Origin of the sequence: Cupriavidus pauculus, assembly GCF_008801835.1 — a bacterium.
Taxonomy (GTDB): Bacteria; Pseudomonadota; Gammaproteobacteria; order Burkholderiales; family Burkholderiaceae; genus Cupriavidus; species Cupriavidus pauculus.
Window position 1 is genome coordinate 97,472 of the sequence record NZ_VZOW01000011.1, and the last position, 25,196, is coordinate 122,667.

23 protein-coding genes are annotated in these 25,196 nt (G+C 65.6%); 8 read left to right on the top strand and 15 right to left on the bottom strand.

The window, feature by feature from the left end; translation table 11 throughout:
* Positions 1-10: 10 nt before the first annotated feature.
* Both F7R19_RS30180 and F7R19_RS29750 read right to left on the bottom strand, forming a co-directional pair.
* Positions 11-1,381 (bottom strand): BON domain-containing protein, encoded by a 1,371-nt coding sequence (locus F7R19_RS30180; protein ID WP_223506115.1) that lies wholly within the window; start codon positions 1,379-1,381, stop codon positions 11-13.
* A 398-nt stretch (positions 1,382-1,779) separates the two neighbouring features.
* Complete coding sequence (locus F7R19_RS29750) at positions 1,780-1,938, bottom strand: hypothetical protein (protein WP_170292593.1); 159 nt, start codon at positions 1,936-1,938, stop codon at positions 1,780-1,782.
* A 432-nt stretch (positions 1,939-2,370) separates the two neighbouring features.
* On the opposite strand from F7R19_RS29750, the gene F7R19_RS13990 reads away from it, so the two are divergent.
* Positions 2,371-2,841 (top strand): hypothetical protein, encoded by a 471-nt coding sequence (locus F7R19_RS13990; protein ID WP_150981018.1) that lies wholly within the window; start codon positions 2,371-2,373, stop codon positions 2,839-2,841.
* Between the two features lie 43 nt (positions 2,842-2,884).
* Here F7R19_RS13990 and F7R19_RS13995 read toward each other — a convergent pair whose 3' ends face one another.
* On the bottom strand, positions 2,885-3,508 hold the full coding sequence (locus F7R19_RS13995) for a malto-oligosyltrehalose synthase (RefSeq protein ID WP_223506113.1): 624 nt from the start codon (positions 3,506-3,508) through the stop codon (positions 2,885-2,887).
* Between the two features lie 277 nt (positions 3,509-3,785).
* Between F7R19_RS13995 and F7R19_RS14000 the strand changes: the two genes are divergently transcribed.
* Entirely contained in the window at positions 3,786-4,085 is a 300-nt protein-coding gene (locus F7R19_RS14000; RefSeq protein WP_150981019.1) for a hypothetical protein, read from the top strand.
* A 106-nt stretch (positions 4,086-4,191) separates the two neighbouring features.
* Here the strand turns inward: F7R19_RS14000 and F7R19_RS14005 are convergent, their stop codons facing one another.
* On the bottom strand, positions 4,192-5,094 hold the full coding sequence (locus tag F7R19_RS14005) for a BON domain-containing protein (protein ID WP_223506111.1): 903 nt from the start codon (positions 5,092-5,094) through the stop codon (positions 4,192-4,194).
* A gap of 152 nt (positions 5,095-5,246) precedes the next feature.
* A complete protein-coding gene (locus F7R19_RS14010; protein ID WP_150981049.1) occupies positions 5,247-6,614 on the bottom strand; it encodes an MFS transporter in 1,368 nt (455 codons plus the stop codon).
* On the opposite strand from F7R19_RS14010, the gene F7R19_RS14015 reads away from it, so the two are divergent.
* Positions 6,589-6,939 (top strand): hypothetical protein, encoded by a 351-nt coding sequence (locus F7R19_RS14015; protein WP_211922733.1) that lies wholly within the window; start codon positions 6,589-6,591, stop codon positions 6,937-6,939. The genes F7R19_RS14010 and F7R19_RS14015 overlap by 26 nt on opposite strands.
* A gap of 40 nt (positions 6,940-6,979) precedes the next feature.
* On the opposite strand, the gene F7R19_RS14020 is transcribed toward F7R19_RS14015, so the two are convergent.
* The 5 genes from F7R19_RS14020 to F7R19_RS14040 form a co-directional block, all read right to left on the bottom strand.
* Complete coding sequence (locus F7R19_RS14020; RefSeq protein ID WP_061959338.1) at positions 6,980-7,402, bottom strand: hypothetical protein; 423 nt, start codon at positions 7,400-7,402, stop codon at positions 6,980-6,982.
* A gap of 132 nt (positions 7,403-7,534) precedes the next feature.
* Positions 7,535-7,870, bottom strand: coding sequence for a hypothetical protein (locus tag F7R19_RS14025; protein WP_061959339.1), 336 nt, complete (start codon positions 7,868-7,870; stop codon positions 7,535-7,537).
* A gap of 94 nt (positions 7,871-7,964) precedes the next feature.
* A complete protein-coding gene (locus F7R19_RS14030) occupies positions 7,965-8,489 on the bottom strand; it encodes a winged helix-turn-helix transcriptional regulator (RefSeq protein ID WP_150981022.1) in 525 nt (174 codons plus the stop codon).
* 43 nt (positions 8,490-8,532) lie between these two features.
* Entirely contained in the window at positions 8,533-10,170 is a 1,638-nt protein-coding gene (locus F7R19_RS14035) for a DHA2 family efflux MFS transporter permease subunit (protein WP_150981023.1), read from the bottom strand.
* Positions 10,167-11,423, bottom strand: a complete 1,257-nt coding sequence (locus F7R19_RS14040; protein ID WP_150981024.1) for an HlyD family secretion protein — start codon at positions 11,421-11,423, stop codon at positions 10,167-10,169. Before F7R19_RS14040 ends, F7R19_RS14035 begins: the two co-directional genes overlap by 4 nt.
* 154 nt (positions 11,424-11,577) lie before the next feature.
* Here F7R19_RS14040 and F7R19_RS14045 point away from each other — a divergent pair, with 154 nt between their 5' ends.
* The gene (locus F7R19_RS14045) at positions 11,578-13,026 is read left to right on the top strand and encodes an efflux transporter outer membrane subunit (protein ID WP_150981025.1); all 1,449 of its coding nucleotides are present in this window, start codon (positions 11,578-11,580) and stop codon (positions 13,024-13,026) included.
* A 179-nt stretch (positions 13,027-13,205) separates the two neighbouring features.
* On the opposite strand, the gene F7R19_RS14050 is transcribed toward F7R19_RS14045, so the two are convergent.
* Positions 13,206-14,363: a porin gene (locus tag F7R19_RS14050; RefSeq protein ID WP_061959342.1), complete on the bottom strand. Its 1,158-nt coding sequence runs from the start codon at positions 14,361-14,363 to the stop codon at positions 13,206-13,208.
* 325 nt (positions 14,364-14,688) lie between these two features.
* On the opposite strand from F7R19_RS14050, the gene F7R19_RS14055 reads away from it, so the two are divergent.
* A complete protein-coding gene (locus F7R19_RS14055; protein WP_223506109.1) occupies positions 14,689-15,408 on the top strand; it encodes a TetR/AcrR family transcriptional regulator in 720 nt (239 codons plus the stop codon).
* On the opposite strand, the gene uvrA is transcribed toward F7R19_RS14055, so the two are convergent.
* Together uvrA and msrA are read right to left on the bottom strand one after the other, a co-directional pair.
* Positions 15,409-21,261, bottom strand: a complete 5,853-nt coding sequence (gene uvrA / locus F7R19_RS14060; protein WP_150981026.1) for an excinuclease ABC subunit UvrA — start codon at positions 21,259-21,261, stop codon at positions 15,409-15,411.
* A 164-nt stretch (positions 21,262-21,425) separates the two neighbouring features.
* The gene (gene msrA / locus F7R19_RS14065) at positions 21,426-21,935 is read right to left on the bottom strand and encodes a peptide-methionine (S)-S-oxide reductase MsrA (protein ID WP_061959344.1); all 510 of its coding nucleotides are present in this window, start codon (positions 21,933-21,935) and stop codon (positions 21,426-21,428) included.
* A 72-nt stretch (positions 21,936-22,007) separates the two neighbouring features.
* Between msrA and F7R19_RS14070 the strand changes: the two genes are divergently transcribed.
* Positions 22,008-22,628, top strand: coding sequence for a uracil-DNA glycosylase family protein (locus F7R19_RS14070; RefSeq protein WP_150981027.1), 621 nt, complete (start codon positions 22,008-22,010; stop codon positions 22,626-22,628).
* 33 nt (positions 22,629-22,661) lie between these two features.
* Here F7R19_RS14070 and F7R19_RS14075 read toward each other — a convergent pair whose 3' ends face one another.
* Positions 22,662-23,132: an Lrp/AsnC family transcriptional regulator gene (locus tag F7R19_RS14075; protein ID WP_061959346.1), complete on the bottom strand. Its 471-nt coding sequence runs from the start codon at positions 23,130-23,132 to the stop codon at positions 22,662-22,664.
* A 248-nt stretch (positions 23,133-23,380) separates the two neighbouring features.
* On the opposite strand from F7R19_RS14075, the gene F7R19_RS14080 reads away from it, so the two are divergent.
* Complete coding sequence (locus F7R19_RS14080) at positions 23,381-24,223, top strand: DMT family transporter (RefSeq protein WP_249043156.1); 843 nt, start codon at positions 23,381-23,383, stop codon at positions 24,221-24,223.
* 31 nt (positions 24,224-24,254) lie between these two features.
* Here F7R19_RS14080 and F7R19_RS14085 read toward each other — a convergent pair whose 3' ends face one another.
* Entirely contained in the window at positions 24,255-24,725 is a 471-nt protein-coding gene (locus tag F7R19_RS14085) for an Lrp/AsnC family transcriptional regulator (RefSeq protein WP_061959348.1), read from the bottom strand.
* Positions 24,726-24,896: 171 nt separating this feature from the next.
* On the opposite strand from F7R19_RS14085, the gene F7R19_RS14090 reads away from it, so the two are divergent.
* On the top strand, positions 24,897-25,196 hold the full coding sequence (locus F7R19_RS14090; protein ID WP_150981029.1) for an AsnC family transcriptional regulator: 300 nt from the start codon (positions 24,897-24,899) through the stop codon (positions 25,194-25,196).

Below are 25,196 nucleotides of genomic sequence, written 5' to 3' on the forward strand. Positions count from 1 at the left end.
GCGTTGCGGGCTACTGGTCGGACTTGCCGAAGCCTGCGCTGCCTAATCCGCCGCCGGCGCTGCCGCTGCTCCCCGCAGCGGAAGATGCGCTGCCCGAAGTGCTGCCCAATGTGCTACCAGCGCTGCTGCCCGATGTGCTGCCCCGACTCGTGCCGCTCGCGGCCGCACCGCCCGACGCTCCGGACTGCCCGCCGAAGTCCTGGCTGCCGTAACGTTGGCGGCCGGCACTATCACTATCGTCCCGGGCTACGCGGATCTGGTTGTGAACGTCCTTCACGCCAAACACCTCATCGGCCATGTCCTCGATGCGATATTTCTGTTGGCGGTCTCGCACCGTGCCGCTCAGGGTCACGACGCCTCCACTGACGTTGACCTCGACATCGCGCACGTCCAGCCGGCTACTAAGCGCCAGCCGTTCGCAGAGGTCTTCGCGAATCCGTTCATCGGATCGCTGGTATCCCTTCGGGCCCACTGCGCGAGCCCGCCGCGCCGCCGCCGATCCGCCAGCGCCGCCGTATCCGCGATTCAGGCTGCTGCGCTCGTTGGCGCCGGTGAACTGGTCATAGGCGCGTTCGTCCATGCCCTGACGGCCGCCGCCCCAAAGATCGCGACGCTCGCGCTCGTCCAGCCAGTCGCCGGCCGCAGAGCGTTGCGACCGATAGCTTTCGCCACCAGGCTGTTCGTAATCGGACACCCCGTAGCCGGAGCGATAGTGCGTGCGCATGTCGGGCGCGCCCTGCGAAGATGACTGCGAACCCTCGGCCCAGGGGTTGTGCTGCTGCGAGCCGCGCTCCCACCCGCCGCGCCGGCCCTGCATGCTGCCACCGGGGCGATTGGCGGGCGAGTCCCAGGACGGCCGACCCTGCGCCCATTCGTCGCGCTGACTGCCTTGCTGGCTGGTCCACTCGCTGCCGCGGCCGCCGTTTTCCTGATGCCATGCGCCCCAGCGTTCGCGATCGGACCGGCGCTGCGACCCAGCGTCGCCGCGTGAACCGCCACGGCCTTCGCCGTATTCGCCGTAGCGGCCTTCGCCATACCCTTCGTCATAGCGGCGCGCGCGGCCTTCATATCCGCCATAACCGCCGCCGTTGTCCGACACCGACGAAGACGACTGGGACGCGCTGCCCCCCTGCTGACGAGCGCCGCGCCAATCGGCGCCGGACCCGCCTTGCTGCATATTGCCCTGGCCCTGCCAGTCGCTGCCGCCGCCCTGCTGTCGATGCCCGAGCCAACCGCCGCTGTCGGCCTGTTGCTGGCGTTGCCATGATTGATCCGATTGCTGTTCGGTGCGGCGGCTATCCCGGCCTTCGCGCTGATCGTCGCGGTCGCCGCCGAACGCGCCATAGCGTTCATCGCCCGGCCTGCTGTTTCCCTGATTCATGAGCGTCTCCAGTTAGCACATACGGACACCAGAGAACGCAAATTCCGTACCGCTTCGAGACAACGGCATCCACGTGGCCCACAGCGCGCATCAGGCCCGTCATGGCAGTCGTGCGCCCTTAACCACGCCCGCGTGCAACCACCCGAATTACATCGCCATATAAATCTGCCAACGAAATCCTGCCAAGCGCCGCACACGTCCGCGCAGGCTGCAAGCGAGCGACGGCACCGCTGTAGTCAACGTCCTACATGCCTTTCAGGCATCGCCCCGCTGAGGCGCGCATACGCGGCACATATCGTGAAAGCACCGCCACAACCTTCTGGGAGATATACGATGAAACGAATTCTCGCTACCACCGCACTTGCGCTGAGCACCATGATTTGCGCACCCGTCATGGCTCAACAGGCGCCAGTTTCGCCAAACGCGCCGAATCCGAGTGCGCCGCCGGCGCCGGAGGGTCCATCGACCGCGCGCGGCAACAGCATGTCCGGTAGCAGCATGTCTGGCAGCAGTTCTTCGATGAGCAGCGACAGCACCATGCACAAGGACACGACCACGAAGCACAAGAACACCGGCGCGCGCGCCAAGAAGCCCCGCGAACAAAACGCCCCGGCCTACTCCACGCCTGACGCACCTTCGGGTCCGAAGGGCGACTCGCCGGACCCGGCGCCTAAGCAATAAAGCCGGGACTGGTACTGCCGCCGATCCGCCTTTCCCCTGGCGAGGTTCTCGCGATCGCGCCTTGAGACCGGCGGCCCGCGCCGCACGGCTTGCCATTAGGGCAGACGTGCGGCGCGATTTTTGCTTAGGGGTTGGACTGGCTGAAGCCGTCCGCAATCCGCAACGATATGGTGGTGCGCGCGAATGCGAACCTGCGGCATCCCAAGGATGCGCAGAGCTTCTTGAACGAAGTAACCACGCGCGCGAAATCGGTGTTTTAGTCTTGCTGCGTGCGTCACCTACAGTAAAGCCATACACAGGAGACGTACATGGATGCGTTGAACGCCTCGCTGGCCCACTTGAGCCGGCTTGCCATGCAATGTGCGGAATCGTTATCCGCGGTAGGCGCCGCGGCATCGGATCCGCAGTTTCGCGCAGTGCTGGCGCATCGCGCCAATGTCCAGCGATGTGCCGCGACCGAACTGGCAGCGCGTGCCGGCGCCATCAACCAATCCGATACACCGATTGCCCAGCGTCGCACGGTCCACGCAGCGCCGCCCGCCGATAGCAACGAGTTGTCCCTGCTGCGTCACGCCGCACAACAGGCGTCCCGTGCCGCTGCCGCGTATGGTGCACTTCTGCGAGAGCCGCTGGAAGACCCCGACATCCGTTTGCTGCTGGCCCACTACTATCGCGGCGCGACCGAACTCCAACGCCTGCTCGAACAGCGTGCCATGGAATTCAACCCCGCACGGAGCGCGGCCACCGGCGCACGACGCAGCGCGCCGCCCGTGCACTGACTGCGGTCGTTGTCGATCGATCGCTGCAACCACCTGCGCCGAGCTATACGGAATCGCTGGGGCGCATCGCGCTATCGATGAGGCGATCCGCGGCACGCATGGCATGTGCGATATCCACGCCGCCGCGCAGCAACGATGACCGCGACGGCACTGACGCCTGCGTGCGCGCGGTGAGTTCTTCCTGCGGGAGATAGGGCCGGATCACCAGCGCGACGTAGTCATCATGCGGCCCCGATACCACCACATACACGAGACCAGACATCACCAGCGCCACTTCGCCAATCTGCGCAGCCATGCGCGCCGCCACGAAGTACTGCAGCAGGTCGGAATCGACCGTCGCGTCGATGGCGCGCGCCGCGGTGCAGATGGTCATCATGCATTGCTCGGCGGTGCGGCAGACGACGATCACCTCATTGAGCGCATAACCGGTCGGTGCGCCACGAACCAGCACGGAAACGCCCTTGCTGGTATTGCCGCGATGCCAGCCCGGCTTGGCGTGAAAATCGGGAAGCGCAAGCTTGGCGCCTACTTCGTTCGCCACCGCGTTGAACTGCTGAGCAAAATCGCGCGGACTGATGCCAAGAAGCTGCTTTTCCACGGGCGTTGACGATACGGCTACGGAGGATGCAGCCAGACTCAGCGTGACCAGCAGGCCGGATAGATTCATCGCCATCTCCCTCGCACGATGCACGGCCCTCGACGTCGGCGTCGAAGCCCGTGATGTGGCAGCAATTGGCGTTCCAGACCCGTCCGGCCCATGGAGGCCAGGCTGGCGGGCGGTCACGTCGGCGCTTTTTGCGGAATTCCCGATGGTCCCCTTCTGACCAATATAGGCGCGCGCGAACTCAGATAGGAGAAGCACAGCGACAACGGCGCGCGCTGGCGGCGATTGGCACGCAATTTGCCGCTTTCTGTTTCGGTATCCCTCACTTCAAGGAGTCATGATGAGCAAGACCATAGGGCGTCCGACGCCATCCCCGGTGGACGATACGGGCGCCAGCGATCCCGAGAGCATCCCCAGCACGCTCGACCCGAACCTCGATCCCGACGCCGCGGACATCGAACGCGAACTGGGCAACGTGGAGCGTGAAAGCCATCAACCGCCCGAGGATGAAATTCCAGAGGAAGAAATTTCGGACGAAGTCATTCGCGCGGCCGAAGGACTGCCCGCCGACACCCCGGTGGACCGCGCCGACCAGACCGACAAGCGCATGGAGAATCCGCCAAGCGGCAAGGACCTCTAGGGCTGCCGCCGCGCCGGCTATGCATGAAAAACCCCGGCCTTGGCCGGGGTCTGGCGCTTTGCGCGCTCGTCAGCACGCGCCCTTGGCGCATGCCGTTGCGGGCGGGCTATTCGGACGCCAGCACGCCATACGGACGCACATGGATCTGATTGACCACATCCGACACACCATAGGTATCGTCGACGATATCTTCGACCTCGTATTTGATGCGACGGTTATCGACGCTGCCGGTCAGCGTCACCACCCCGGCCGCAACCGCGACTGTGACGTCGCTCACATCGATGCCAGGCGCATGGGCCAGCCGCTCGCACACCTCTTCGCGCACGCGCTCGTCGGAGCGCGTGTAGTTCTTCGGTCCGGCCGGGCGCTCACGTCCATAGGCCGCTGAACTTGCCGTGGCCGCATAGCGGCTCATGTGCGGGCGCTGGCGGAAATTGCGGCCCGCTTCCACGCCATAGTCTTCGTACCCGGTGCGGCCGTAGCGTGAATCGTCTTCGGCGCCCCAACGGCTGTCGTACGCGGGGTCGTGGCGGCGCGCACCGCTGGCTGCATCGCTCGCACCCGTGCCAGGCCAGCGGCTGCGCACATCATTGCGCCCCGGCATCGGTTCACGCGAAGTGCGCGTGCCGGCCTGATAGCCGTCTTCGTAGCCGCTGCTGTATGCGCTGACATAGCCGTGGCTATGTGGAGAGCTTTCGTCGCGCGCGTCGTCGTCATACGTGGTGCGGCCCGGGTAATAGACCGGCGCCCCGCGCGGCCGCTGTCCGCCTCGGCGTGGATTGCCTCGCCATGCGCTGTCGTCGCGGCGCGGACCGTTCCAGCCGCGCGAGTCGGAAAAGTCCTGGGCATCGTATGGCGCGCGTTCGCGACCGTTGCCATAGCGGCCTGCAGAAAGGTCGCGTCGCCGCCAGTCCCGGTCGCCGCCAGGCACATAGCCATAGCCTTCTTCCGTGCCTCCGTACTGCTGATCGGGCCAACGGCGACGGCCATAGTCGTCTGATCGCTTCATTGCCTTGCCTCCGTGGAGATGGGGCGCAGCGGCCCCGATACGCATATCGGGGCAAGTTTCGTACCGGACGGCGACGCGGGAGAATATGGCCTGGCCGCCACGCGCTTCGTGCAGATTCTACAAACCCTGCGCGCAGCTCTTGCGCGCCACGGTTATTTGCCGATGGCCTGCATCGCCGCACTGTCGGCGCTGTGCGGCGTAATCAGCCGCAGCCAGCTGGCCACCGCCGCGGCGGCGGCAAAGCCCGCGCCCAGCGCCAGCGCCAACGTCGGTCCATGTGCGCCGGCAATGCCGAACGACAGCGCCACGAGTGCGGCTCCGGTGGCCTGGCCCAGCAGCCGCGCCGTCGCCACCACCCCGCTGGCGCCGCCAGCGCGTTCGCGCGGTGCGCTGGCCATCAGTGCCTTCAGGTTGGGCGACTGGAAGAACCCGAAGCCCGCGCCGCACACGGCCATGCGGATGCCGATATTGAGCACGCTGGCGTCGGCCGGCATGATCGCCAACGACGCCATGCCGGCGGCCATCACAGCAAGGCCGATACCGCCCAGCAGCCCAGGCGGATAGCGGTCCGAAAGCCGCCCGGCGATAGGCGCCATCAACGCCACCACGGCCGACCACGGCGTCAGCAGAAAACCGGTCTCGACCGGATTGCGGCCCAGCACATGTTCGAAATAGAACGGCAGCGACACAAACGCCAGCCCCTGCGCGGCGAACGAACAGATTGCCGTCACGGTCGACAACGCAAACATCGGGCGCCTGAACAAATCCACCGGCAGCATCGGCGCCGGATGCCCGCGCTCGCGGCGCAGCAGCAATGCAAACGCGATTGCGAACACCACCACGGCCGCCACCACGTATTGCGCGGGTTCGCGCTGCACGCCTTCGCCGAGCGCGAAGATCAGCGCCGCAAACGTGATCACATTCAGGATGGCCGCGACCGGATCGAAACCGTGTTCGCTGCGCTTGGTCTGCGGCAGCGAATGCCAGCCGATGGACAGCGCCAACAGGCCGATCGGCAGATTCACCGCAAACAGCCACGGCCAGGTCCCGAACGACAGAATGATCGACGCCACGGTGGGCCCCACGGCAAACGACACGCCTACCACCAGCGCGTTGAAGCCGAGCCCGCGTCCCAACCGATGTATCGGAAAGATCGCGCTGATCAACGCGGTATTGACACTCATGATCGCCGCCGCGCCGATGCCCTGTAGCACGCGCGCCGCCGCCAGCGAGGGCAGCGACCAGGCCATCGCGCAGATCACGGACGACACGATGAAGACCATCACGCCGCCGAGATAGATGCGCCGGTGCCCGACGATGCCGCCCAGCGCCGCGAAAGGCAGCAAGGTGGCCACCATCGCCAGCTGATAGGCATTGATGATCCAAACCGAGGCCGCCGGGGTGCTGTGCAGGTCGGCGGCGATATTCGGCAGCGCCGTATTGGCAATCGCGGTATCGAGCGTGGCCAGCGACACCGCAATCATGATGGCGGCCATGCCGCGCTTTTCGCGCGAGGTCATCGGGGAGTCGGGCATGCTCGATGGCGTGGCCGACGGGGTCGGGCCACTGGCCGGTTGCGGCTGGCTGGCGTTGTTCTGCACGATGTCGATCCGGGGGCGGACTGGAACGGAGGGGCTGCGGCGCGATCGTTGCGGCGTCATTCGTTGCAACGTCAATCATCGCCAGATCGAGACAATACGACAAAACGCGGACGCGCGCTGGCAGCCGTTTGCCCACAACGGCGGGCTGTCGTGGCGGATATCGTGGCAATCACGCGCTTCCGCCATCGATCTGAACGCGATCGGGGCCGAACATCGGGGAAAGTGCCCCCCGCACGGCGGCTAGGGAACGTATCGGCAGCTTGGCCGCAGGCGTGCTGCGTGGTTTAGTAGGCGCCGTACTTCATCTGCACGTCATCCACACGCTGGGTGCGGAAGTTGTACACGCAGGTGAATTGGAAGGACATCGCCGAGGCGCTGGCATCGGGTTCGAAAGTGCCCTCGCCACTAACGGCCGTTTGAGATGCGGTGTGCTGAAGAATGCGTTCGCGGTCGGGCATCAGCATCACGCTTCCCGGTTCCGGATAGCGAGTCTTGACCGCATTGGCGACCACCTTCTCGCAAGCATTGCCGGCGGCTTCGAGCTGGGCGCGGCTGATGCCGGCGGCAGGCGGCGAGATCGTGGTGACGGGGGCCGGCGGCAGGCGCTGCGGGGGCGGCGCAGGGGGCAGCGGCGTGCTGGCGCAACCGGCAAGCGCGGCAGCCAGCACGGCTGCGGCGGCGGAGTACAGCAAGGAAAAACGTGGCATCGGGTCGTATCCGGAGTCGGCGGAAAACCGCCGGAAGACGGGGTGCAATCGCATGGACTCTATGTCAGAAATGCTTTCAGAGCAACCTGACGGCGCGTCGCGCGATGTGGGACAGGATGCGAATGTGCGCGATCAGGGCCGGGTGGCGATGGCCGCCCGCTTCGCCTTGACGCGCGCGATTTCCGCCAGTTGCGCCTCGAATTCACTGATCTTGCAGGATTCGGATTCGCTCAGCTTGCTGCGATCGACATGCGCGAGCAGCACACCCAGCGCGTCGCCGATCTTGCCCAACTGGTTGCCATAGGACCCCACTTCATCGAGGATGCGGGCCTCCATGTCGGGATTGGTGCTGCGTCCAAGGTTGATATTGACCACGCCAAACTGGTTGCCGACGGCGTGTACGAACCATGTCCACGGATTGATCGACTGGCTCACGTCGCCGGACAGCGGCAAGCGGAAATCGGGCATGGCAGGCTCCTTGGGATGGGCGACGCGGGAATGGGCCCAAAGAAGCCAGAGTAGGATGCGCGGCAAGCCAATAGCAAGCCGCGCCGCGAAGCGATCAGGCCGTCTGCGCGGTCGGCTTCGGATTGGTCATATGCGACGCCGCCGACGACAGCCGCGCGCGCGTGTTGTCGTCAGCGGCGGGCCCGGCGCGCATCACGTGGCGCTTGCCCATCTGCAGCGGCTCGCGGCTATGCGCGTCGACCAGCAGCGGTTCGACGACCTCACCGGTTTCACGGTCGACGATCTGCACGCTGGGCCCTTCCGGCGCGAAATTGCGATTGCCCCATGCCAGCAGCGCCAGCAGCACCGGACGAAAATCGCGGCCGCATTCGGTCAGCACGTACTCGTAGCGCGGCGGACGTTCCGAATACTGCCGTTTTTCCAGCAGCCCTTCCTGGACCAGGCCGTTGAGCCGGCGCGTCAGCATATTCGGCGCAATATCGAGATTGCGCTGGAATTCGTCGAAGCGTTTCGTGCCATAGAACGCATCGCGCAGAATCAGAATGCTCCACCACTCGCCCACGCGCTCGAGGCTGCGGGCGATGGGGCATTGCAGGTTTCGGAAAGTCTTGCGTTGCATGTCGTCAGACCCTTTTCAATTCAGCGTCGATGATACCCATCTTTCAATGCGCATCGGCCGACGGCGCCTTGGGCGGCGCGACCTTTTTCATCAGCGGCACCAGCACCAGCGCCGCGAGAAAGCAGACCATGATGACCAGGAAGGCATCGCTGAAGGTCTGCGTCTGTGCCTCGCGCAGTGCCAGCAGCGACAACCGCTTGAGCGCGGCCGCGTGAGCCTCCACGGCACTGTAGCCGGCCGCCAGGAACTGCTGCGTCACGTTGTCGATCAGTGCGCCCATCGCCTCGTTGCCGGCATTCAGATGTTCCGCCAGATGCAGAAAATGCTGGTTGGTCCGATCGTTGAGGATCGTGGCGCAAGCAGCGATGCCGATCGCACCGCCCAGGTTGCGCATCAGGTTGAACAGGCCGGACGCCTGCTTGAGGCGCTCTGGCGCGAGGCTGCCCAGCGTCAGCGTGACCACGGGCGCCACCGCAAACTGCTGCCCCGCGCCGCGCAAGGCCTGCGGCAGCAGCAATTCCTTCCAACCCCAATCGTGCGTGATCGGCGAGAAGTGCCACATCGACAACGCGAACAACGCCAGACCGAACATCAGGAGCCAGCGCAGGTCAACGCGATTGCCCAGGTAGGCATAGATCGGAATCGAGGCGATCTGGAACAGGCCGGTCGATAACACCGCGAGTCCGATTTCCCAGGCGCTGAAGCCACGCACGCGACCGAGAAACAGCGGCGTCAGGTAAACGGTGGCAAAAATCCCGATGCCGGTGATAAACGAGAACAGGCAGCCCAGCGCAAAATTGCGCTGCGTGAGGGCGCGCAGATCGACCACCGGCTGCGCGTACGTGAGGCTGCGCCAGATGAACGCCACGCCGGACAGCCCGGCAATCCACGCGGTGGTCAGGATCACCGGATCGCCGAACCAGTCCCAGCGCGGGCCTTCCTCCAGCGTGTATTCCAGGCAACCGAGAAACGCGGCCATCAACACCATGCCGACATAGTCGGCGCCACGCAGCAGCGACAGATTGGGCTTGTCGATCTTGACCAGCAGCGGCACGGCAATCGTGACGAACAGGCCCGGCACAAGATTGATGAAGAACAGCCAGTGCCACGAATAATTGTCGGTGATCCAGCCGCCCACCGTCGGGCCCAGCGTTGGCGCCAGCGACGACAGGCCGCCGACCGTCGCCGCGGCAATCACGCGCTGCGGCCCGGCAAAAAACACGAACGCCGTGGTGAACACCATCGGGATCATCGATCCACCCAGAAAGCCCTGTGCGGCGCGGAACGCGATCATGCTCTGGATATTCCACGCCAGCCCGCACAGCATGCTGGTGATCGTGAACCCGGCGGCCGACGCGGCGAACAGCCAGCGCGTGGACATCACGCGCGCCAGCCAGCCGGACAGTGGAATCACGACGATTTCAGCGATCAGATACGCGGTCTGCACCCACGTCGTCTCGTCGGCCCCGGCCGACAACCCGCCGCCGATATCGTTTAGCGACGCCGAGACGATCTGGATGTCGAGCAGCGCGATGAACATGCCCACGCACATTGTGGCGAAGGCGAAAATCTTTGCGCCGGTGGACAGCTCGCCGGGCGGCGTCAGCAATCCGCCCTGGCCTACCGGCGCAATCGGCGCGGCCGGCGTCACGGCGGCTGCGGCCGTACCCGCGGCGCTCATTTGGTCACCTGCGCGACGGCCTGCCGGCTATTGGCCGGTGTGGCGGAGATCGCCGGAGTCGCGGATGTCGCCGAAGTGGGCAACGTCGACAACGTCGACAATGTCGACGAATTCGCCGATCCTGCGCCACTGGCCGCCGTTGCGGTCTGCGCTGCCGCGCCGGGGCGCCCGTCGACTTCAGCGGTCACCGACAGGCCGGGCCGCAGCAGCCCGAGCCGCGCATCCTTTTCGTCGAGCACGATCCGCACCGGCACGCGCTGCACGATCTTCGTGAAGTTGCCGGTGGCATTCTCGGGCGGCAGAACGCTGAACTGCGCACCGGTGGCCGGCGCCAGGCTTTCGACCCGACCATGGAATTCGCGACCCGGCATCACATCGGCGACGATCGTGGCGCGCATGCCCGGATTCATGCGCGCGAGCTGGCTTTCCTTGAAATTGGCATCGACCCACAAGCCGCTGGCCGGCACGATCGACATCAACGCCGCGCCACTGGACGCATAGGCGCCCACGCGGGCGCGCCGGTTACCGATGGTGCCGTCCACGGGCGCACGCAATTCCGTATAGCCAACGTTCAGCCGCGCCAGATCGCGCTCCGCGGTGGCCTGCGCAAGCGCGGCCTGCGCCTGTTGCTTCTGTGTGGCGATCACGTCGATCTGCCGCTGCGCCGCGATCAGCGCGGCCTGCGCCTTGTCGCCATTGGCGCGCGACTGCTTGTAGTCGGCATCGGCCTTCTGCGAACTCTGCACCGACACCGCTTCCTTGGCGACCAGGCTTGCGTAGCGCACCTGGTCGTCGTGCGCGCGCCGGGTTTCCGCATCGGTGGCAGCCACACTGGCGCGCGCCTGTCCGATCACGGCTTCCTGCAGGCGCTGGGTGGCCTCCAGGTTGGCCAGCAACGCCTGCTGCGCGGCAATCGCCCCTTCGGCCTTGGCCAGCACCGCGCGGTAGTCGCGGTCGTCGATGCGCGCCAGCACGTCGCCGGCGCGTACGGCCTGGTTGTCGGTCACCAGCACTTCAGTGATATAGCCGGACACTTTCGACCCGATCACGGTGACGTCGCCGCCCACGTAGGCGTCGTCGGTCTCCTGCAAATAGCGTCCGTTGTTCCACCAGGACGTCGCGTAGGTGATCAGGCCACCGCCAACTATCGCCAGGGCGATCAGAGATGCCAGACGTTTGCGGCCCAGGCCGGGACGCGTGGCGGGGGAAGATTCCGATGGGACGCGCTCGGCGACGGTGCTGCTGCTGGACATGACGGCTGTTCCTTGTGGGGCGACGGGAGAGACAGGGCGCGAATCAGAGCCAAGCCAGCCTCACATGCCGCGAGGCCGCGTCGATTCGACTTGCTTTCATAATGCAAGTGAGTATAGTTGTGTAACTATTGTTATGCAAGTAACCTGATCGACGATGCCCGCCCTGCCGTTTCACCCCGTTCTACGCCCCCTTTCCGTCTTGTTCGCCACTGTGGCGCTGGCCGCTTGCTCGGCGGTCGGCCCCGACTACCAGCGACCCACGGTTGCCACGCCCGACGCCTATCCGCACGCCGAAACCTTGCACGCGCGCCAGACCGACGCTCCCGCACCGGCGCTGGATCAGTGGTGGACCGGATTCGACGATCCGCAACTGACGCGCATCGTGCAGCGCGCGCTGGACCAGAACCTCGATCTGGCGGCGTCGCTGGCGCGCGTTGCCCAGGCGCGTGCGGCCGCGCAGGAGGCCGGCGCGGCGTTGTATCCCGAAGGCAACGTCGGCGGCAGCGTCACCCGGCAGCGCCAATCGGTGGAAAGCCCGCTCGGCAAGTTGGGAAGCGCATTTCCCGGCTACGACCGCAATCGCACCGTCTATGACGTCGGCGTCGGCGCAAGCTGGGAAATCGATCTGGCTGGTGGTTTGCGGCGTGGCGCCGAAGCCGCCAGCGCGGAGGCGCAGGCAGCCGAGGCCGACCATCTGGGCGTGCGCGTGACGATTGCCGCCGAGGCTGCCGACGCCTACTTCCGCGTGCGCGGTGCGCAACGGCGCATCGCCATCGCCGAGGACCAGATCCGCACCAACATCCGGCTGCTGGACCTGGTGCGGACGCGACAGCAGGACGGACTTGCCGCCCGCCGCGAAGTGGCACAGGCCGAGGCGCTGGTGGCGCAGGCCCGCACCACGGTGCCGCCGTTGCGGATCGAATTGCAGACGCAGCTCAATCGACTCGATGTGCTGATGGGCGCCCAACCCGGCACCTATGCCAATGAACTGGCGCAATGGCCGGCCACGCAGATCGTCCCGGCGATTTCGGCCGCGCAAGGCCCCGCCGACCTGCTGCGTCGCCGGCCCGACGTGCTGGCCGCCGAGCGCCGTGTCGCAGCCAGTAACGCGCGAATCGGGGTTGCCACGGCCGAGTACTACCCAAAGCTGTCGCTGTCGGGGCTACTTGGATTCGAAAGCCTGTCCGCGGGCAAGCTGTTCACCGCACGCGCGTTCCAGCCGACGGCCGCCGCCGGTCTACGCTGGCGCCTGTTCGACTTCGGCCGGGTCGACGCCGAAATCCAGCAGGCGCGCGGCGCCAATGCCGAGGCGTTGGCGCAATATCGCCTGTCAATGTTGCGCGCGACCGAAGACGTCGAAAACGCCATCGTCACGCTCACCGAACTGGAACAGCAATCGGACGAATTGCGCGTCGAAGTCGACGCCCACCGGCGCGCGCGCGATGCGTCCGAGGACGCCTACAAGGGCGGCGCAGTCAGTCTTTATGAAGTGCTGGACGAGGATCGCCAACTGCTTACCGCGCGCGACCAGCAGGCGCGCGTAGTAGCCGACAACGCGCGCGCCGCTGTGGCCACGTTCCGCGCGTTGGGCGGTGGCTGGTAACGGCTTGCGGGTTTTGCGGCAAGCAATCGACCAGAGACAGACAAAGACCGGAAAAAGAAAAGGCGCCGCGGCCTGCGATGGCCGCGACGCCAGAATGCCTGCGCGCGTTGTGGAGTGCCGCGCCGGCGCCTCGCTTGTCTTCCGGTTTCTCGGACCAGGTACCCCGCTTCGATCAGAAATCAGAACACGTGACGCAGGCCCAGCGACACGCCAAGCTGGCCGCTGGCATCGGGCGTCTTGTAGTAAACCTGCGAAGTCGACGGCAGATAGCCGACCGACTGCCCATTGGGCAGATACGCGATGTTGTCCCAGTTCAGCGACGCGTTGCGCGCATAGTTCACGGCAAAGAACACGTCGGTGCGCTTGGAGAACTGGTAATCCGCAACTGCCAGGTATTGCTGCGGATTCTTCGGATTGGTCTGCACGCCACCGATCGTCGCCGACTTGATGTCGTCGTAGTAATAGGCCAGCGTCAGGCGCAGCGCCGCCGTAGCGTCCCAGTTCACCCCGGCCCAGTACATGTTGTCGCGATGCGGCAGCAGTGTGGGCGTGCCGGTGGCCGGCGCCACCGAGTTGCCCCAGCGGAAGCCCGCCACCATCTTGACCGGCCCGAGGCGATAGCTGCCGGCAACGGTGGCGCGCATGTCGCGGCCATAGTCGTTGGATCCCGATGCGCCGGTCGCCTGCGCGGCGTTGAGCGTCTTGACTTCGTCATAGGCTGCAGCCAGCCCGAACGGGCCTGTCGCATAGGCGACGCCGGCGCCGTAGGCGGATCCGGCCGCGAACGTGCCGGAACGCTCGCCGAACGACCAGTGCGCGATGGCGGTGAGCGGGCCGAACGTGCCCTGGTACTGCACCACGTTGTTTTCGCGGAAATTCGGTCCGGCGATGCCCACCACGGGCTCGAATTCCGGTGCATAGGCCACCGGTGTGAAGCTGCCGATGGTCAGGAACGACGACGTGTACTGACGGCCGAACGTCAGCTTGCCCCAATCGTTCTGCAGGCCGACAAAGGCCTGGCGTCCAAACAGCAGACCGCCGTTGCCAAGCTTGCCATCATCGGTATTGAACTGGTTTTCCAGCACGAAGATGCTCTTGAGGCCGCCGCCGAGGTCTTCCACGCCGCGCAAGCCGAACCGAGACTGTGCGATGCCCGAGGAGTTCATGAACACCGCCGAGCCGCTGCCCGGCGTCAGCACTCCGTTGTTGGTGTTCTGTACGTGGTTGACGTACTGGATGCTCGTGGTAACTACCCCGTAGAGCGTCACGGACGATTGTGCCCAGGCGGCTGGTGCCAGCAGCGCGCCAGCCATTGCGGCGAACAGCGTCTTCTTCATGTTGGATGGTTCCGTCTTCTGGTGTGGTGGCCATGGCGCCGGTTGTCTCCCACCAGCGCCCGCAGTGCGATCTTTCCTCCATCGACCGCGCGATGCATGCCAAATTAATCTCTCGTATTAAATCGGCATGGACGCAGGCTAACGACATCCGCGCGTTCAGTTACCTAGGACTTTCCCGAGGTACCGGCAAAATCTGAAGGAAATCCGATGCACACCAGATGTAGGACATCGGATTTTTCCGTATCCTTGCGAGGCTTTCATTCTGATAACGACAGCCCCCAAGGCCCGGCAAAGACACGCCATGAAGCTCAAGCAAGCGCGCGCCATGATTGCCGCCGAACCGTCAGCAAACGCCATGGGCAAAACCCGCGGCAGCACCCGGGACGACGACCCGGAGGCGGACGGCGAGCTGACCGACACGGCGCGGAGGATTCTGGAGATTGCTGAACGCCTGTTCGCCGAACAGGGTGTGGAGCAGGTGCCGCTACGCCAGATCGTGGTGGAAAGCGGGCAGCGTAATCGCTCTGCCCTGCACTACCACTTTGGTTCGCGCGAAGCGCTGGTCAGTCATTTGCTGAACAGGCGGCTGCACCAGGTCAACCGGATCCGCAACCGCTGCCTCGATGAACTCGAAGCAAGCGACAAGCCGATCGACATTCACAGCGTGGTGTACGCCACGATATTTCCGCTGGTCGACGTCGTGCTGCACACAGATTGGGGCGTCAATTATTTGCAGGTGCTGGCGCAGACCACCTTCAGCCCCGGGCTGTTGAACACAGGGCTGGTCGACAAGACCGCGATGAGCGCGCTGTACCGTGTGCGCGCGCATATTTACACCTTGTTGCCCGATGTGCCGCGCGATGTCATGAAGCTGCGCATGATCTGGTTCATGGACACCGTGGTGTACTCGATGGCGCATTGGGTGCGCGAGCGCGGCAAGCGCGCGCGACTCGATCCGCCCATTGAAGAACTGGTGGATTTCTGCGCGGCGGCCCTGGCAGGCCCAAGGCCGCCGCGCAAGACGAAGCCGCCCGCGACGCGCTGATCAGCCCGCCGCGCGCACCGCATCCGGTGCTGTGCGCGCCAGCACCGGCACCAGCGCCGCGCCGGTATGGCTGGCCGGGACCCGCGCCAACGCCTCCGGATCGGCCGCACCGACGATCGTCCCCCCCTGCGCGCCGCCTTCGGGACCGAGATCGAGAATCCAGTCCGCTTCGGCGATCACGTCGAGATCGTGCTCGATCACGACCACGCTGTGGCCGCCGTCGGTCAGCCGATGCAGCACGCGGATAAGCCGTGCGACGTCGGCCATATGAAGTCCCACCGTCGGTTCATCGAGCACATAAAGCGTGTGCGGCGCCTTCTGGCCCCGCCGCGTGATGTCGTCGCGCACCTTCGATAACTCCGTCACCAGCTTGATGCGCTGCGCCTCCCCGCCCGACAGCGTGGGCGACGGCTGGCCCAGCGTGAGGTAACCAAGGCCCACGTCCTTCATCAGTTGCAGCGGATGCGAAATCTGCGTGATGGCGGAGAAAAACTCCACGGCCTCGTCGATTTCCATCGTCAGCACGTCGCCGATATTCTTGCCGCGCCACGTGACCGCCAGCGTTTCCGGATTGAAACGCTGGCCGTGACAGACATCGCACGGCACCTTGACGTCGGGCAGGAAACTCATGCCGATGGTGCGCACGCCTTGCCCTTCGCACGCCGGGCAACGTCCGTCGCTGGTGTTGAACGAGAAGCGCGATGCGCTATATCCGCGCGCCTTGGCCTCCAGTGTTTCGGCAAACAGCTTCCGAATGGCATCCCAGACGCCGATGTAGGTGGCCGGGCACGAGCGCGGCGTCTTGCCGATCGGGGTCTGGTCCACCTCCAGCACACGGTCGATCGATTCCCATCCCGTGATCCCCTGGCAGCCATGCCACGCGTGTTCGACATCGAGCGCCCTGGTCGCCGTCGGCTTGCCTGCCTTCTCTGCCGCGGCACGCGCCCGGCGCGTGGCGGGAGACGACATCACCGACCGGCCGACCGCATCGAGCAGGTTGGTCATCAGCACATCACGCGCCAGCGTAGACTTGCCCGACCCCGACACCCCGGTGATAGCCACCAGACGCCCTAACGGAATACGCGCCGTGACATCGCGCAGATTGTGCAGATGTGCGCCATGCACGGTCAGCCACTGCGCCGGTTCTGCTTCCTTGCCCGCACGCGCGGGCTTGACCGGCCTGCGCGGCTGCAATGGATGGACCATCGGATGGGCCAGGAACTTGCCCGTGGTCGAATCCACGGCGGCGGACAGCGCGGCCACATTGCCCTGCGCCACCAGATGGCCGCCGCGCTTGCCGGCGCCGGGCCCGATGTCGATGATGTGATCGGCGCGACGAATCGTGTCTTCGTCGTGCTCGACCACCACCAGCGTATTGCCCTTGTCGCCCAGCTTGCGCAGCGCATCGAGCAGAATCTGGTTGTCACGCGGATGCAGGCCGATGGTCGGCTCGTCCAGGACATAGCAAACGCCTTGCAGATTGCTGCCGAGCTGCGCGGCAAGCCGGATGCGCTGCGCTTCACCGCCCGATAAGCTCGGCGCGGCGCGGTCCAGGCTGAGGTAGCCGAGCCCGACTTCTTCAAGAAACTGCAGACGGCTGGCGATCTCGGTCACCACGTCGCGGGCGATTTCCGCATCGCGGCCTTTCAAGCGCAGTCCGTCCACCCAGCGACGCGTGTCGGACACGGTCCATTGCGCCACGTCGGTAATCGCATGGGCATCGAACGTGACAGCGCGCGCCACCGGGTTCAGGCGCGTGCCTTCGCAGTCGGGACACGGTGTGTCGCCTACGCCTTCGGGTTCCTGTTCCTCGGACGGCAGGCTTTGCTCGCGGCCACGGTCATCGCCGCCCACCACGGTGTCGTCGAACGCCGCACGCTGTTCGCGCGTCAGCGCCAGGCCCGTGCCCACGCAGGTGCCGCACCAGCCGTGCTTGCTGTTGTACGAGAACAGCCGGGGATCGAGTTCCGGATAGCTCGTGCCACAAACCGGACACGCCCGCTTCGTGGAGAAGACCTTCGTCTGACCGAGGTGCGCGGTTCGTTCGCCGTCCTGCATCGCATCGTGCAGGCCGTCGAGCGGCGCCAGCAGGTGCATGACGCCCTTGCCCAGTTCCAGCGTGCGGTCCAGCAGCGCGCGAAGCTCGGCTTCGTTGTCCGGGGACACAACAATATCGCCCACCGGCAGCTCGATCGTGTGCTCGCGAAAACGATCGAGGCGCGGCCACGGATCTACGGGAAGGAATTCGCCGTCCACGCGCAGGTGCGTGTTGCCGCGCGCCCGAGCCCACTTCGCCAGGTCCGTGTAGACACCCTTGCGGTTGACCACCAGCGGCGCGAGCAAACCCACGTGCTGGCCGCGATGATCGCGCAGCAACTGCGCGGCGATCGACGCCGGGCTTTGCGAGGTGACCGGCGCGCCGTCATGCACGCAGTGCTGGATCCCAAGCTTCATATAAAGCAGCCGCAGGAAATGCCAGACCTCCGACGTGGTGGCCACGGTACTCTTGCGACCGCCGCGCGACAGCCGCTGCTCGATGGCGACAGTCGGTGGAATGCCATAGACCGCATCGACTTCGGGACGGCCCGCCGGTTGCACGATCGACCGCGCGTAGGCGTTCAGCGATTCCAGATAGCGGCGCTGCCCTTCGTGGAACAGGATGTCGAAGGCGAGCGTCGACTTGCCGGAACCGGACACGCCGGTGATCACGTTGAACTTGCCGTGCGGAATATCGACGTTGAGCGCCTTGAGGTTGTGTTCGTGGGCATTGACGATGCGCACCACGCCCTCGCCCTCCACCGCGCGCCGCGCACGCGCCGCCTGCACCGCAGCCTGCAGCGGCAGACCGTGTTCGGCGCGCTCCGCGGCCAATGTGCCGGCCTCGCCCACGGCTTGGTCGTAGGCGATCAGCGCGTGACCGGTATGGGAATCGGCGCAGCGTTTGACGTCGTCGGGCGTCCCGACGCACAGCAGTTGCCCGCCGGCATCGCCGCCTTCCGGCCCCAGGTCGATGATCCAGTCCGACGCGCGGATCACGTCAAGGTTGTGTTCGATCACGATCAGCGAATGGCCGCCGTCCAGCAGCTTGCCAAACGCGCGCATCAGCTTGGCGATATCGTCGAAGTGCAGGCCGGTGGTCGGCTCGTCGAACATGAACAGGCGCCGCGGCAGGATCACGGCCTTGCGCTGCCTGGCCGGTTGCGCCGCGGCGGTTTCGGCCAGGAAGCCGGCCAGTTTCAGGCGCTGCGCCTCGCCGCCAGACAGCGTCGGCACGGGCTGGCCAAGCTTGACGTATTCCAGCCCCACATCGGCGATCGGCGCCAGCACGCGCAGCACGCCCGCATCGCCCTCGAACAGCGCGGTGGCCTCGCTGACCGTCAGTTCGAGTACATCGGCCACGCTCAGCGAGCGCGCCGGCTGGCCCCGCGCAGCGCGCTCGATCTTCACTTCGAGCACTTCGGCGCGATAGCGCGTGCCATCGCAGTCGGGACACCGCAGGTAGACGTCGGACAGAAACTGCATCTCGACGTGTTCGAAACCGGAACCGCCGCATGTGGGGCAGCGCCCGTCGCCGGAATTGAAGCTGAAGGTGCCGGCCGTGTAGCCGCGCTGCAGCGCCAGCGGCGCCTTGGCGAACAGCTTGCGGATTTCGTCGAACGCGCCCACGTAGCTGGCCGGATTCGAGCGCGCGGTCTTGCCGATGGGCGACTGATCGACGAACACGACGTCGTCGAGTTGCTCGGCGCCCACCAGATCGCGGTATGCGCCCGGCGATTCGGTAGCCTTGCCGAAATGGCGCGCCATGGCTGGATACAGCACGTCCTGCAGCAGCGTCGACTTGCCCGAGCCAGACACGCCGGTGACGCACACCAGCCGGTTCAACGGGATGTCTACCGTCACATCCTTGAGGTTATGCTCGGTCGCGCCTTCCAGCCGCAAGCGCGGCGTCGCTGCGTCCACGGGCCGCAACTGCCAGTCGGTCGCGTCGGTCACGCGGCGGCGACCGCCCAGGTAATCGCCGGTCAGCGTCGCTTCCTTGCGGATAGCCGCCGGCGTGCCGTCGAAGATGATCGAACCGCCGCGCTCGCCGGGGCCGGGCCCCATGTCGATCAGACGGTCTGCCGCCAGCATCACCGACGGATCGTGCTCGACCACCACCAGCGTGTTGCCCGCGTCGCGCAGGCGGTGCATGGCCTCGACGATGCGGTTCAGATCGCGCGGATGCAGGCCGATGCTGGGCTCGTCCAGGACGAACAGCGTGTTGACCAGCGACGTGCCCAGCGCGGTGGTCAGGTTGATCCGCTGGACCTCCCCGCCAGATAGCGTGCGACTCTGCCGGTCCAGCGTCAGATAGCCGAGACCGACGTCGCACAGGTACTTCAGACGCGTGCGCACTTCGGCAAGCAGCAGCTTGAGCGCATCGTCGAGCAGCGCGCTCGACAGCGTGAGGTCGTCGAAGAAACGGCGGATGCGCGCAATCGGCATCAGCATCAGGTCATGCACGGTCAGGCCCGGCAACGACTCCAGCTGGGCGCGGGACCACTCGACGCCACGCGGCAGAAAACGCTGCGCGGGCGCCAGCACCGCATCGGCGTTGTCCTTGCTGCCCAGGCGCCAGAGCAGCGATTCGGTCTTCAGGCGTGCGCCGCCACAGGTTTCGCACGGCGTGTAGCTGCGATATTTCGACAGCAGCACGCGGATGTGCATCTTGTAGGCCTTCGACTCCAGATAGTTGAAGAACCGCATCACGCCGTACCACTGCTTGTTCCACTGCCCGTTCCAGTCCGGCGAGCCATGGATCACCCAGTGCTGCTCAGCCTCGCTGAGCTGGTTCCACGCCAGGTCGCGCGGAATGCCGGCCTTGGCCGCATAACGCATCAGGTCGTCCTGGCATTCCTTCCAGGCCGGCGTCTGCATCGGCTTGATGGCGCCGTCGCGCAGCGACTTGCGTCCATCGGGAATCACCAGGCCGAGATCGACACCGATCACGCGGCCGAAGCCCCGGCAGGTTTCGCACGCGCCATAGGCGGAATTGAACGAGAACAGCGCCGGCTGCGGATCCGCATAGCGGATATCGCTTTCGGGACTGTGCAGGCCGGTGGAGAACTTCCAGACCGGGCCGTCGCCGTCATCGGTAACCACGCTGACGCTGACCCGCCCGCCGCCGCGCTTGAGCGAGGCCTCGATGGCTTCGACGGCGCGCGCCTTTTCCACATTGCCGATGCGGAATCGGTCCGCCACCACGTCCAGCACACGGCGCTTGCCGGTGGCCGACGCGACCACGCGCTGGCCATGCACGCGCGTATAGCCGCTTACCGACAGCCACTGTTCCACCTCTTCGTCGGTGGCCGATTCCGGCAGCTCGACCGGGAACGTCACCACCAGCCGGGCGTCGGCGAAGGGCTGGCCGGGGGCCGTGCGGGCCTGGAGTTCGGCATAGATCGTCTCGGGCGAATCGTGGCGCACCGGCAGCGCGGTCTGGCGGTCGAACAGTTCCGACGCGCGCGCGTACAGCAGCTTCAGGTGGTCGTTGAGCTCGGTCATCGTGCCGACCGTGGAGCGCGAGCTGCGCACCGGATTGGTCTGGTCGATGGCGATGGCCGGCGGCACGCCGTCGACGCGGTCAACCTGGGGACGGTCCATCCGGTCCAGGAACTGTCGCGCGTAGGCGCTGAAGGTCTCCACGTAGCGGCGCTGACCTTCCGCGTAGAGAGTGTCGAAGACCAGGCTGGACTTGCCCGAGCCGGACGGCCCCGTCACGACGGTCATCTGCCCGGTGTGCAGGTCCAGGTCGACGTTCTTGAGATTATGCTGACGGGCGCCGCGGATGCGGATCGTGCCGGAATCTGACAATTTTTCCCTCGGATCAATGAGTTGGAGAGGAAACCCGAAGCGGTTTCTCGCCTCGGAGCGCGCCTGCGCGCGCGGAAATGCCATCACTATACTGTATAAATGTACAGTTCTCCTGACAGCCAACCGACAATCCGCAAAATCAGAATCGGCTCATCCACGGGCCCTCACCGGGCGCGTTGCGGCAGCTTCCAGTTCGGGCGGATGAAATGGCAGGTGTAGCCGTGCGGGATGCGTTCCAGGTAATCCTGATGCTCGGGCTCGGCTTCCCAGAAAGGGCCGGCCTGGACGATCTCGGTCACCACCTTGCCCGGCCACAAGCCTGATGCGTCGACGTCGGCCACGGTGTCCTCGGCCACCTGCTTCTGCTCGTCATCGACGTAAAAAATCGCCGACCGGTAGCTGGTGCCGACATCGTTGCCCTGACGATTCCGGGTGGTCGGGTCGTGGATCTGGAAGAAAAATTCCAGGATCTGCCGATAGCTGATCTTCGTCGGATCGAACACGATTTCGATCGCCTCGGCATGCGTGCCGTGGTTGCGATAGGTGGCATTGGGCACATCGCCGCCGGTGTAGCCCACCCGCGTGGTCAGCACGCCGGGGTAGCGGCGCAGCAGGTCCTGCATCCCCCAGAAGCAGCCGCCGGCCAGGATTGCGGTTTCGGTTTGCGTGGTCATGTCGGGTCCTTTGCGTCGTCATGCATCGAGCCCGGTAATATACGCACACGCCGCAAATTTCGCTCGATTGCCATGCAGTTCCCCCACCGCGCAAAGGGTGTCGTCCAATCGCTCCAGCGCGATATTTCCGCCTGTACCCGCTGTGCCGACGCCCTGCCGGCCGGGCCGCGCCCCGTTCTGCAGTTCAGCGCCACGTCCCGCATCCTGATCGTCGGTCAGGCGCCCGGGTCGCGCGTGCATGCCAGCGGCGTGCCGTTTGACGATGCCAGCGGCGACCGCCTGCGCGAATGGACCGGGCTGGACAATTCAACGTTTTACGACGCTGCGCGCGTGGCGATCGTGCCGATGGGCTTCTGCTATCCGGGCAAGGGCAAAAGCGGCGATCTGCCGCCCCGGCGCGAATGCGCGCCGCTGTGGCATGAGCGGGTGCTGGCCTGCCTGCCCGAAGATCGGCTGACGCTGCTGGTGGGCAGCCATGCGCTGGCGGGTTATGTGCCGCGGCGTGTGCCGGGCGGTTCGGCGAAGGCGTCGATGACCGACATCGTCGCCGATTTCCGTCGATACGGCCCCAACGTGTTCCCACTACCGCACCCGTCGTGGCGCGTCGTGCTGTGGATGCGCCAGTATCCGTGGTTCGAAGCGGAACTGCTGCCTGCGCTGCGCGCCGCGGTTCGCGCCCGGCTGCAGTTGTAACACCGGGCGCCAATCCACAACGATGGCGCCCGGCTATCCCAGCGGCAAGGCCGTGCTGTACAGCACCTGCTTCAGGGCAAAGCTGGAACGGATGCTGGCCACGCCGGGAATGCGCGTGATTTGATCGATGATCAGCCGCTCCAGCGCCTCCACGTCCGGCACCACCACGCGCAGCAGGTAATCGGCGTCGCCGGACATCAGATAGCACTCCATCACCTGCGGCAGGGCCGCGATCTTGCGCTCGAACGTGTCCAGCGTTTCGCGGCGCTGCTTGTCCAGCGACACCGAAATGAACACCACCACCTTCAAACCCAGCCGCCGCGCGTCGAGCAGCGTCACGCGGCGCGAGATCACGCCGATTTTTTCAAGTCGCTTCACCCGCGCCAGACACGGCGAGGCAGACAGATTGATGCGGCTGGCCAACTCCACATTGGTCAGGCTTCCGTCCCGCTGCAATTCGTGAAGGATCCGGATATCGGTGGCGTCGAGGTCGATGTCCAGCATGTTCCGCTTTCAATAATTGAATAAGCGGCATTCTATGCTGAATAAGCCCATCCGCACAGTGTGATCCGGACAATGCTGCGGCGCAATGAATCGTAGACTTTCCCTATCGAAACCCGTCTCGAAACGGCCTGAAAAGCCCCTCGCGCCATGTCCGCCCCCGCCTCTGCCGCCACCCCGCCGCAAACAGCCTCAAGTCGTTTCTGCCGTTGATCGGCGCCGTATTGATCTGGGGCGGCAACTGGCCGGTGATGAAATTCGGCCTGTCGCACGTCAGTCCGCTGTGGTTCGCGGCGCTGCGCTTCGGCTCGGCGGCGATCATCAGCTTCGTGGTGCTGGGCGCGATGCGACGCGTGCGCTGGCCCACGCGCGCGGAGTGGCCATTGGTGGCGGGCGTCGGCCTGTTGCAGATGGCAGCCTTCACCGCGCTGGCGCTGTGGGCGCTGCAGTATGTGCCGCCTGGGCGTGCCTCGGTGGTGGCCTACGCCACGGCGATCTGGGTGATTCCGATGTCCTCGCTGGTGCTGGGAGAACGCCCGTCGCGCTGGCAATGGCTGGCCACCGCCTTCAGCTATGCCGGCATCGGCGTGATCGTCGCGCCGGCGCTGGGCGGCTGGCAACTGCATGCCGTGATGGGCCTGACGATGCTGCTCGGCGCCTCGCTGGCGTGGTCGATCAGCATCATTCAACTGCGTGCGAATCGTCACGTGCGGCTCGGCGCGGACATGATTCCGTGGGAATGCGCGGTAGCAACGGCGCCGCTGGTGGTGCTGGCCTGCCTGCGCGACGGCGCGCCGGACGTCTCGGCCATGGCCGCCATCTGGCCTGCTATCGCCTATACCGGACCGCTGGCCACGGCGCTGACGTTCATTGTGGTCCTCAATGTCACGCAGTCGCTGCCGCCGGCCGCCACGTCGATCGCAATGCTCGGGGTGCCGGTGATCGGGCTGGTGTTGTCGGCGATGGTCTGGCACGAGCGCATTTCGGCCGATCTCTCCGCCGGGCTCGCGCTGATTGCGCTGGGCGTGGTAACCACGGCGCTCGCGCCGCGCCTGGGCCGCCGCGGCCGCTTGGGCGGGTCGGGCGCGCGCTGAACGGCGCGCCTTCCGCGTGCGCTTGCAGCGCTCAGGGCTCGACCGACGGTTCGCGCTTGAGCGTGCGCAGCACGAAGGTGGAATGGCTGTGGCGCAGGCCCGGCAGCTTGTAGAGTTTGTGCCGCAGAAATTCCTCGTAGCCTTCGGTGCCGGCCACGGCCACCTTGATCAGATAGTCATACTCGCCCGTCAGCAGATGGGCTTCCAGCACCTCGGGGAGTTGCGCCAGCGCTTCGCCAAACCGATGCAGCATGTCGTCGTCATGGCGGTCGAGCGTGACCTCGATCAGCACGGTATCGGGCAATCCCAGCGCCTTCTGGTTCAGCAGCGCGGCGTAGCCGCTGATCACGCCGGCGTCTTCCAGTGCTTTCACGCGATTCCAGCATGGCGTGGCCGACAGCCCGACACGTTCGGCCAGCCGGGCGTTGGAAATGCGCCCGTCGCGGCGCAGCTCGCGCAGGATGCGGCGGTCGATGTCATCGAGTTTGGGGATGGTTGTCACGAGAGAAATGGGATCGTTAAAAAGAATTTACCGATAATCTAAACCATCTCGGATAATTCTTCTCCATTTAGACAAGTTTCGAAGAAACTTCAGAAGCCCATTTCGCGGCGGCGCTGGTACATTTGCCTGACCGCTTTTGCTTCGCTCCTCCACATTCTCCGGACCCGTGTCATGTCGCTGCCATCGCTCCAACTCGGCCTTCAGCTCGACCGCGCCGATGTCTTCGGCAGCCTGGAATGGGTGCTGGCCAACGCGCGCCGCACCGGCTTGACACTGCTGCAACTGCGTTTCGACGCCGAACGGGCCAACGCGGTCCATCTGCGCTGCGAAGCCGCATTGGTGGATCTGCTGCAACTGTTCGTGCGTCGTGTGGCGCAGGGCGTCGACGTCACGATCGTCGATGCGGAATTCTCGGAAGACGCGCCGGCCGACGACGCACCCAACGCCGACACGCTGGTACTGGTGGCCTGA

Excerpts from the sequence above, each read along its gene's own strand:
- F7R19_RS30180 (WP_223506115.1), bottom strand. The coding sequence starts at position 1,381 with ATGAATCAGGGAAACAGCAGGCCGGGCGATGAACGCTATGGCGCGTTC.
- F7R19_RS13990 (WP_150981018.1), top strand. The coding sequence starts at position 2,371 with ATGGATGCGTTGAACGCCTCGCTGGCCCACTTGAGCCGGCTTGCCATG.
- F7R19_RS13995 (WP_223506113.1), bottom strand. The coding sequence starts at position 3,508 with ATGAATCTATCCGGCCTGCTGGTCACGCTGAGTCTGGCTGCATCCTCC.
- F7R19_RS14000 (WP_150981019.1), top strand. The coding sequence starts at position 3,786 with ATGAGCAAGACCATAGGGCGTCCGACGCCATCCCCGGTGGACGATACG.
- F7R19_RS14005 (WP_223506111.1), bottom strand. The coding sequence starts at position 5,094 with ATGAAGCGATCAGACGACTATGGCCGTCGCCGTTGGCCCGATCAGCAG.
- F7R19_RS14015 (WP_211922733.1), top strand. The coding sequence starts at position 6,589 with ATGCCGCGCTTTTCGCGCGAGGTCATCGGGGAGTCGGGCATGCTCGAT.
- F7R19_RS14010 (WP_150981049.1), bottom strand. The coding sequence starts at position 6,614 with ATGACCTCGCGCGAAAAGCGCGGCATGGCCGCCATCATGATTGCGGTG.
- F7R19_RS14020 (WP_061959338.1), bottom strand. The coding sequence starts at position 7,402 with ATGCCACGTTTTTCCTTGCTGTACTCCGCCGCCGCAGCCGTGCTGGCT.
- F7R19_RS14025 (WP_061959339.1), bottom strand. The coding sequence starts at position 7,870 with ATGCCCGATTTCCGCTTGCCGCTGTCCGGCGACGTGAGCCAGTCGATC.
- F7R19_RS14030 (WP_150981022.1), bottom strand. The coding sequence starts at position 8,489 with ATGCAACGCAAGACTTTCCGAAACCTGCAATGCCCCATCGCCCGCAGC.
- F7R19_RS14035 (WP_150981023.1), bottom strand. The coding sequence starts at position 10,170 with ATGAGCGCCGCGGGTACGGCCGCAGCCGCCGTGACGCCGGCCGCGCCG.
- F7R19_RS14040 (WP_150981024.1), bottom strand. The coding sequence starts at position 11,423 with ATGTCCAGCAGCAGCACCGTCGCCGAGCGCGTCCCATCGGAATCTTCC.
- F7R19_RS14045 (WP_150981025.1), top strand. The coding sequence starts at position 11,578 with ATGCCCGCCCTGCCGTTTCACCCCGTTCTACGCCCCCTTTCCGTCTTG.
- F7R19_RS14050 (WP_061959342.1), bottom strand. The coding sequence starts at position 14,363 with ATGAAGAAGACGCTGTTCGCCGCAATGGCTGGCGCGCTGCTGGCACCA.
- F7R19_RS14055 (WP_223506109.1), top strand. The coding sequence starts at position 14,689 with ATGATTGCCGCCGAACCGTCAGCAAACGCCATGGGCAAAACCCGCGGC.
- msrA (WP_061959344.1), bottom strand. The coding sequence starts at position 21,935 with ATGACCACGCAAACCGAAACCGCAATCCTGGCCGGCGGCTGCTTCTGG.
- F7R19_RS14070 (WP_150981027.1), top strand. The coding sequence starts at position 22,008 with ATGCAGTTCCCCCACCGCGCAAAGGGTGTCGTCCAATCGCTCCAGCGC.
- F7R19_RS14075 (WP_061959346.1), bottom strand. The coding sequence starts at position 23,132 with ATGCTGGACATCGACCTCGACGCCACCGATATCCGGATCCTTCACGAA.
- F7R19_RS14080 (WP_249043156.1), top strand. The coding sequence starts at position 23,381 with ATGAAATTCGGCCTGTCGCACGTCAGTCCGCTGTGGTTCGCGGCGCTG.
- F7R19_RS14090 (WP_150981029.1), top strand. The coding sequence starts at position 24,897 with ATGTCGCTGCCATCGCTCCAACTCGGCCTTCAGCTCGACCGCGCCGAT.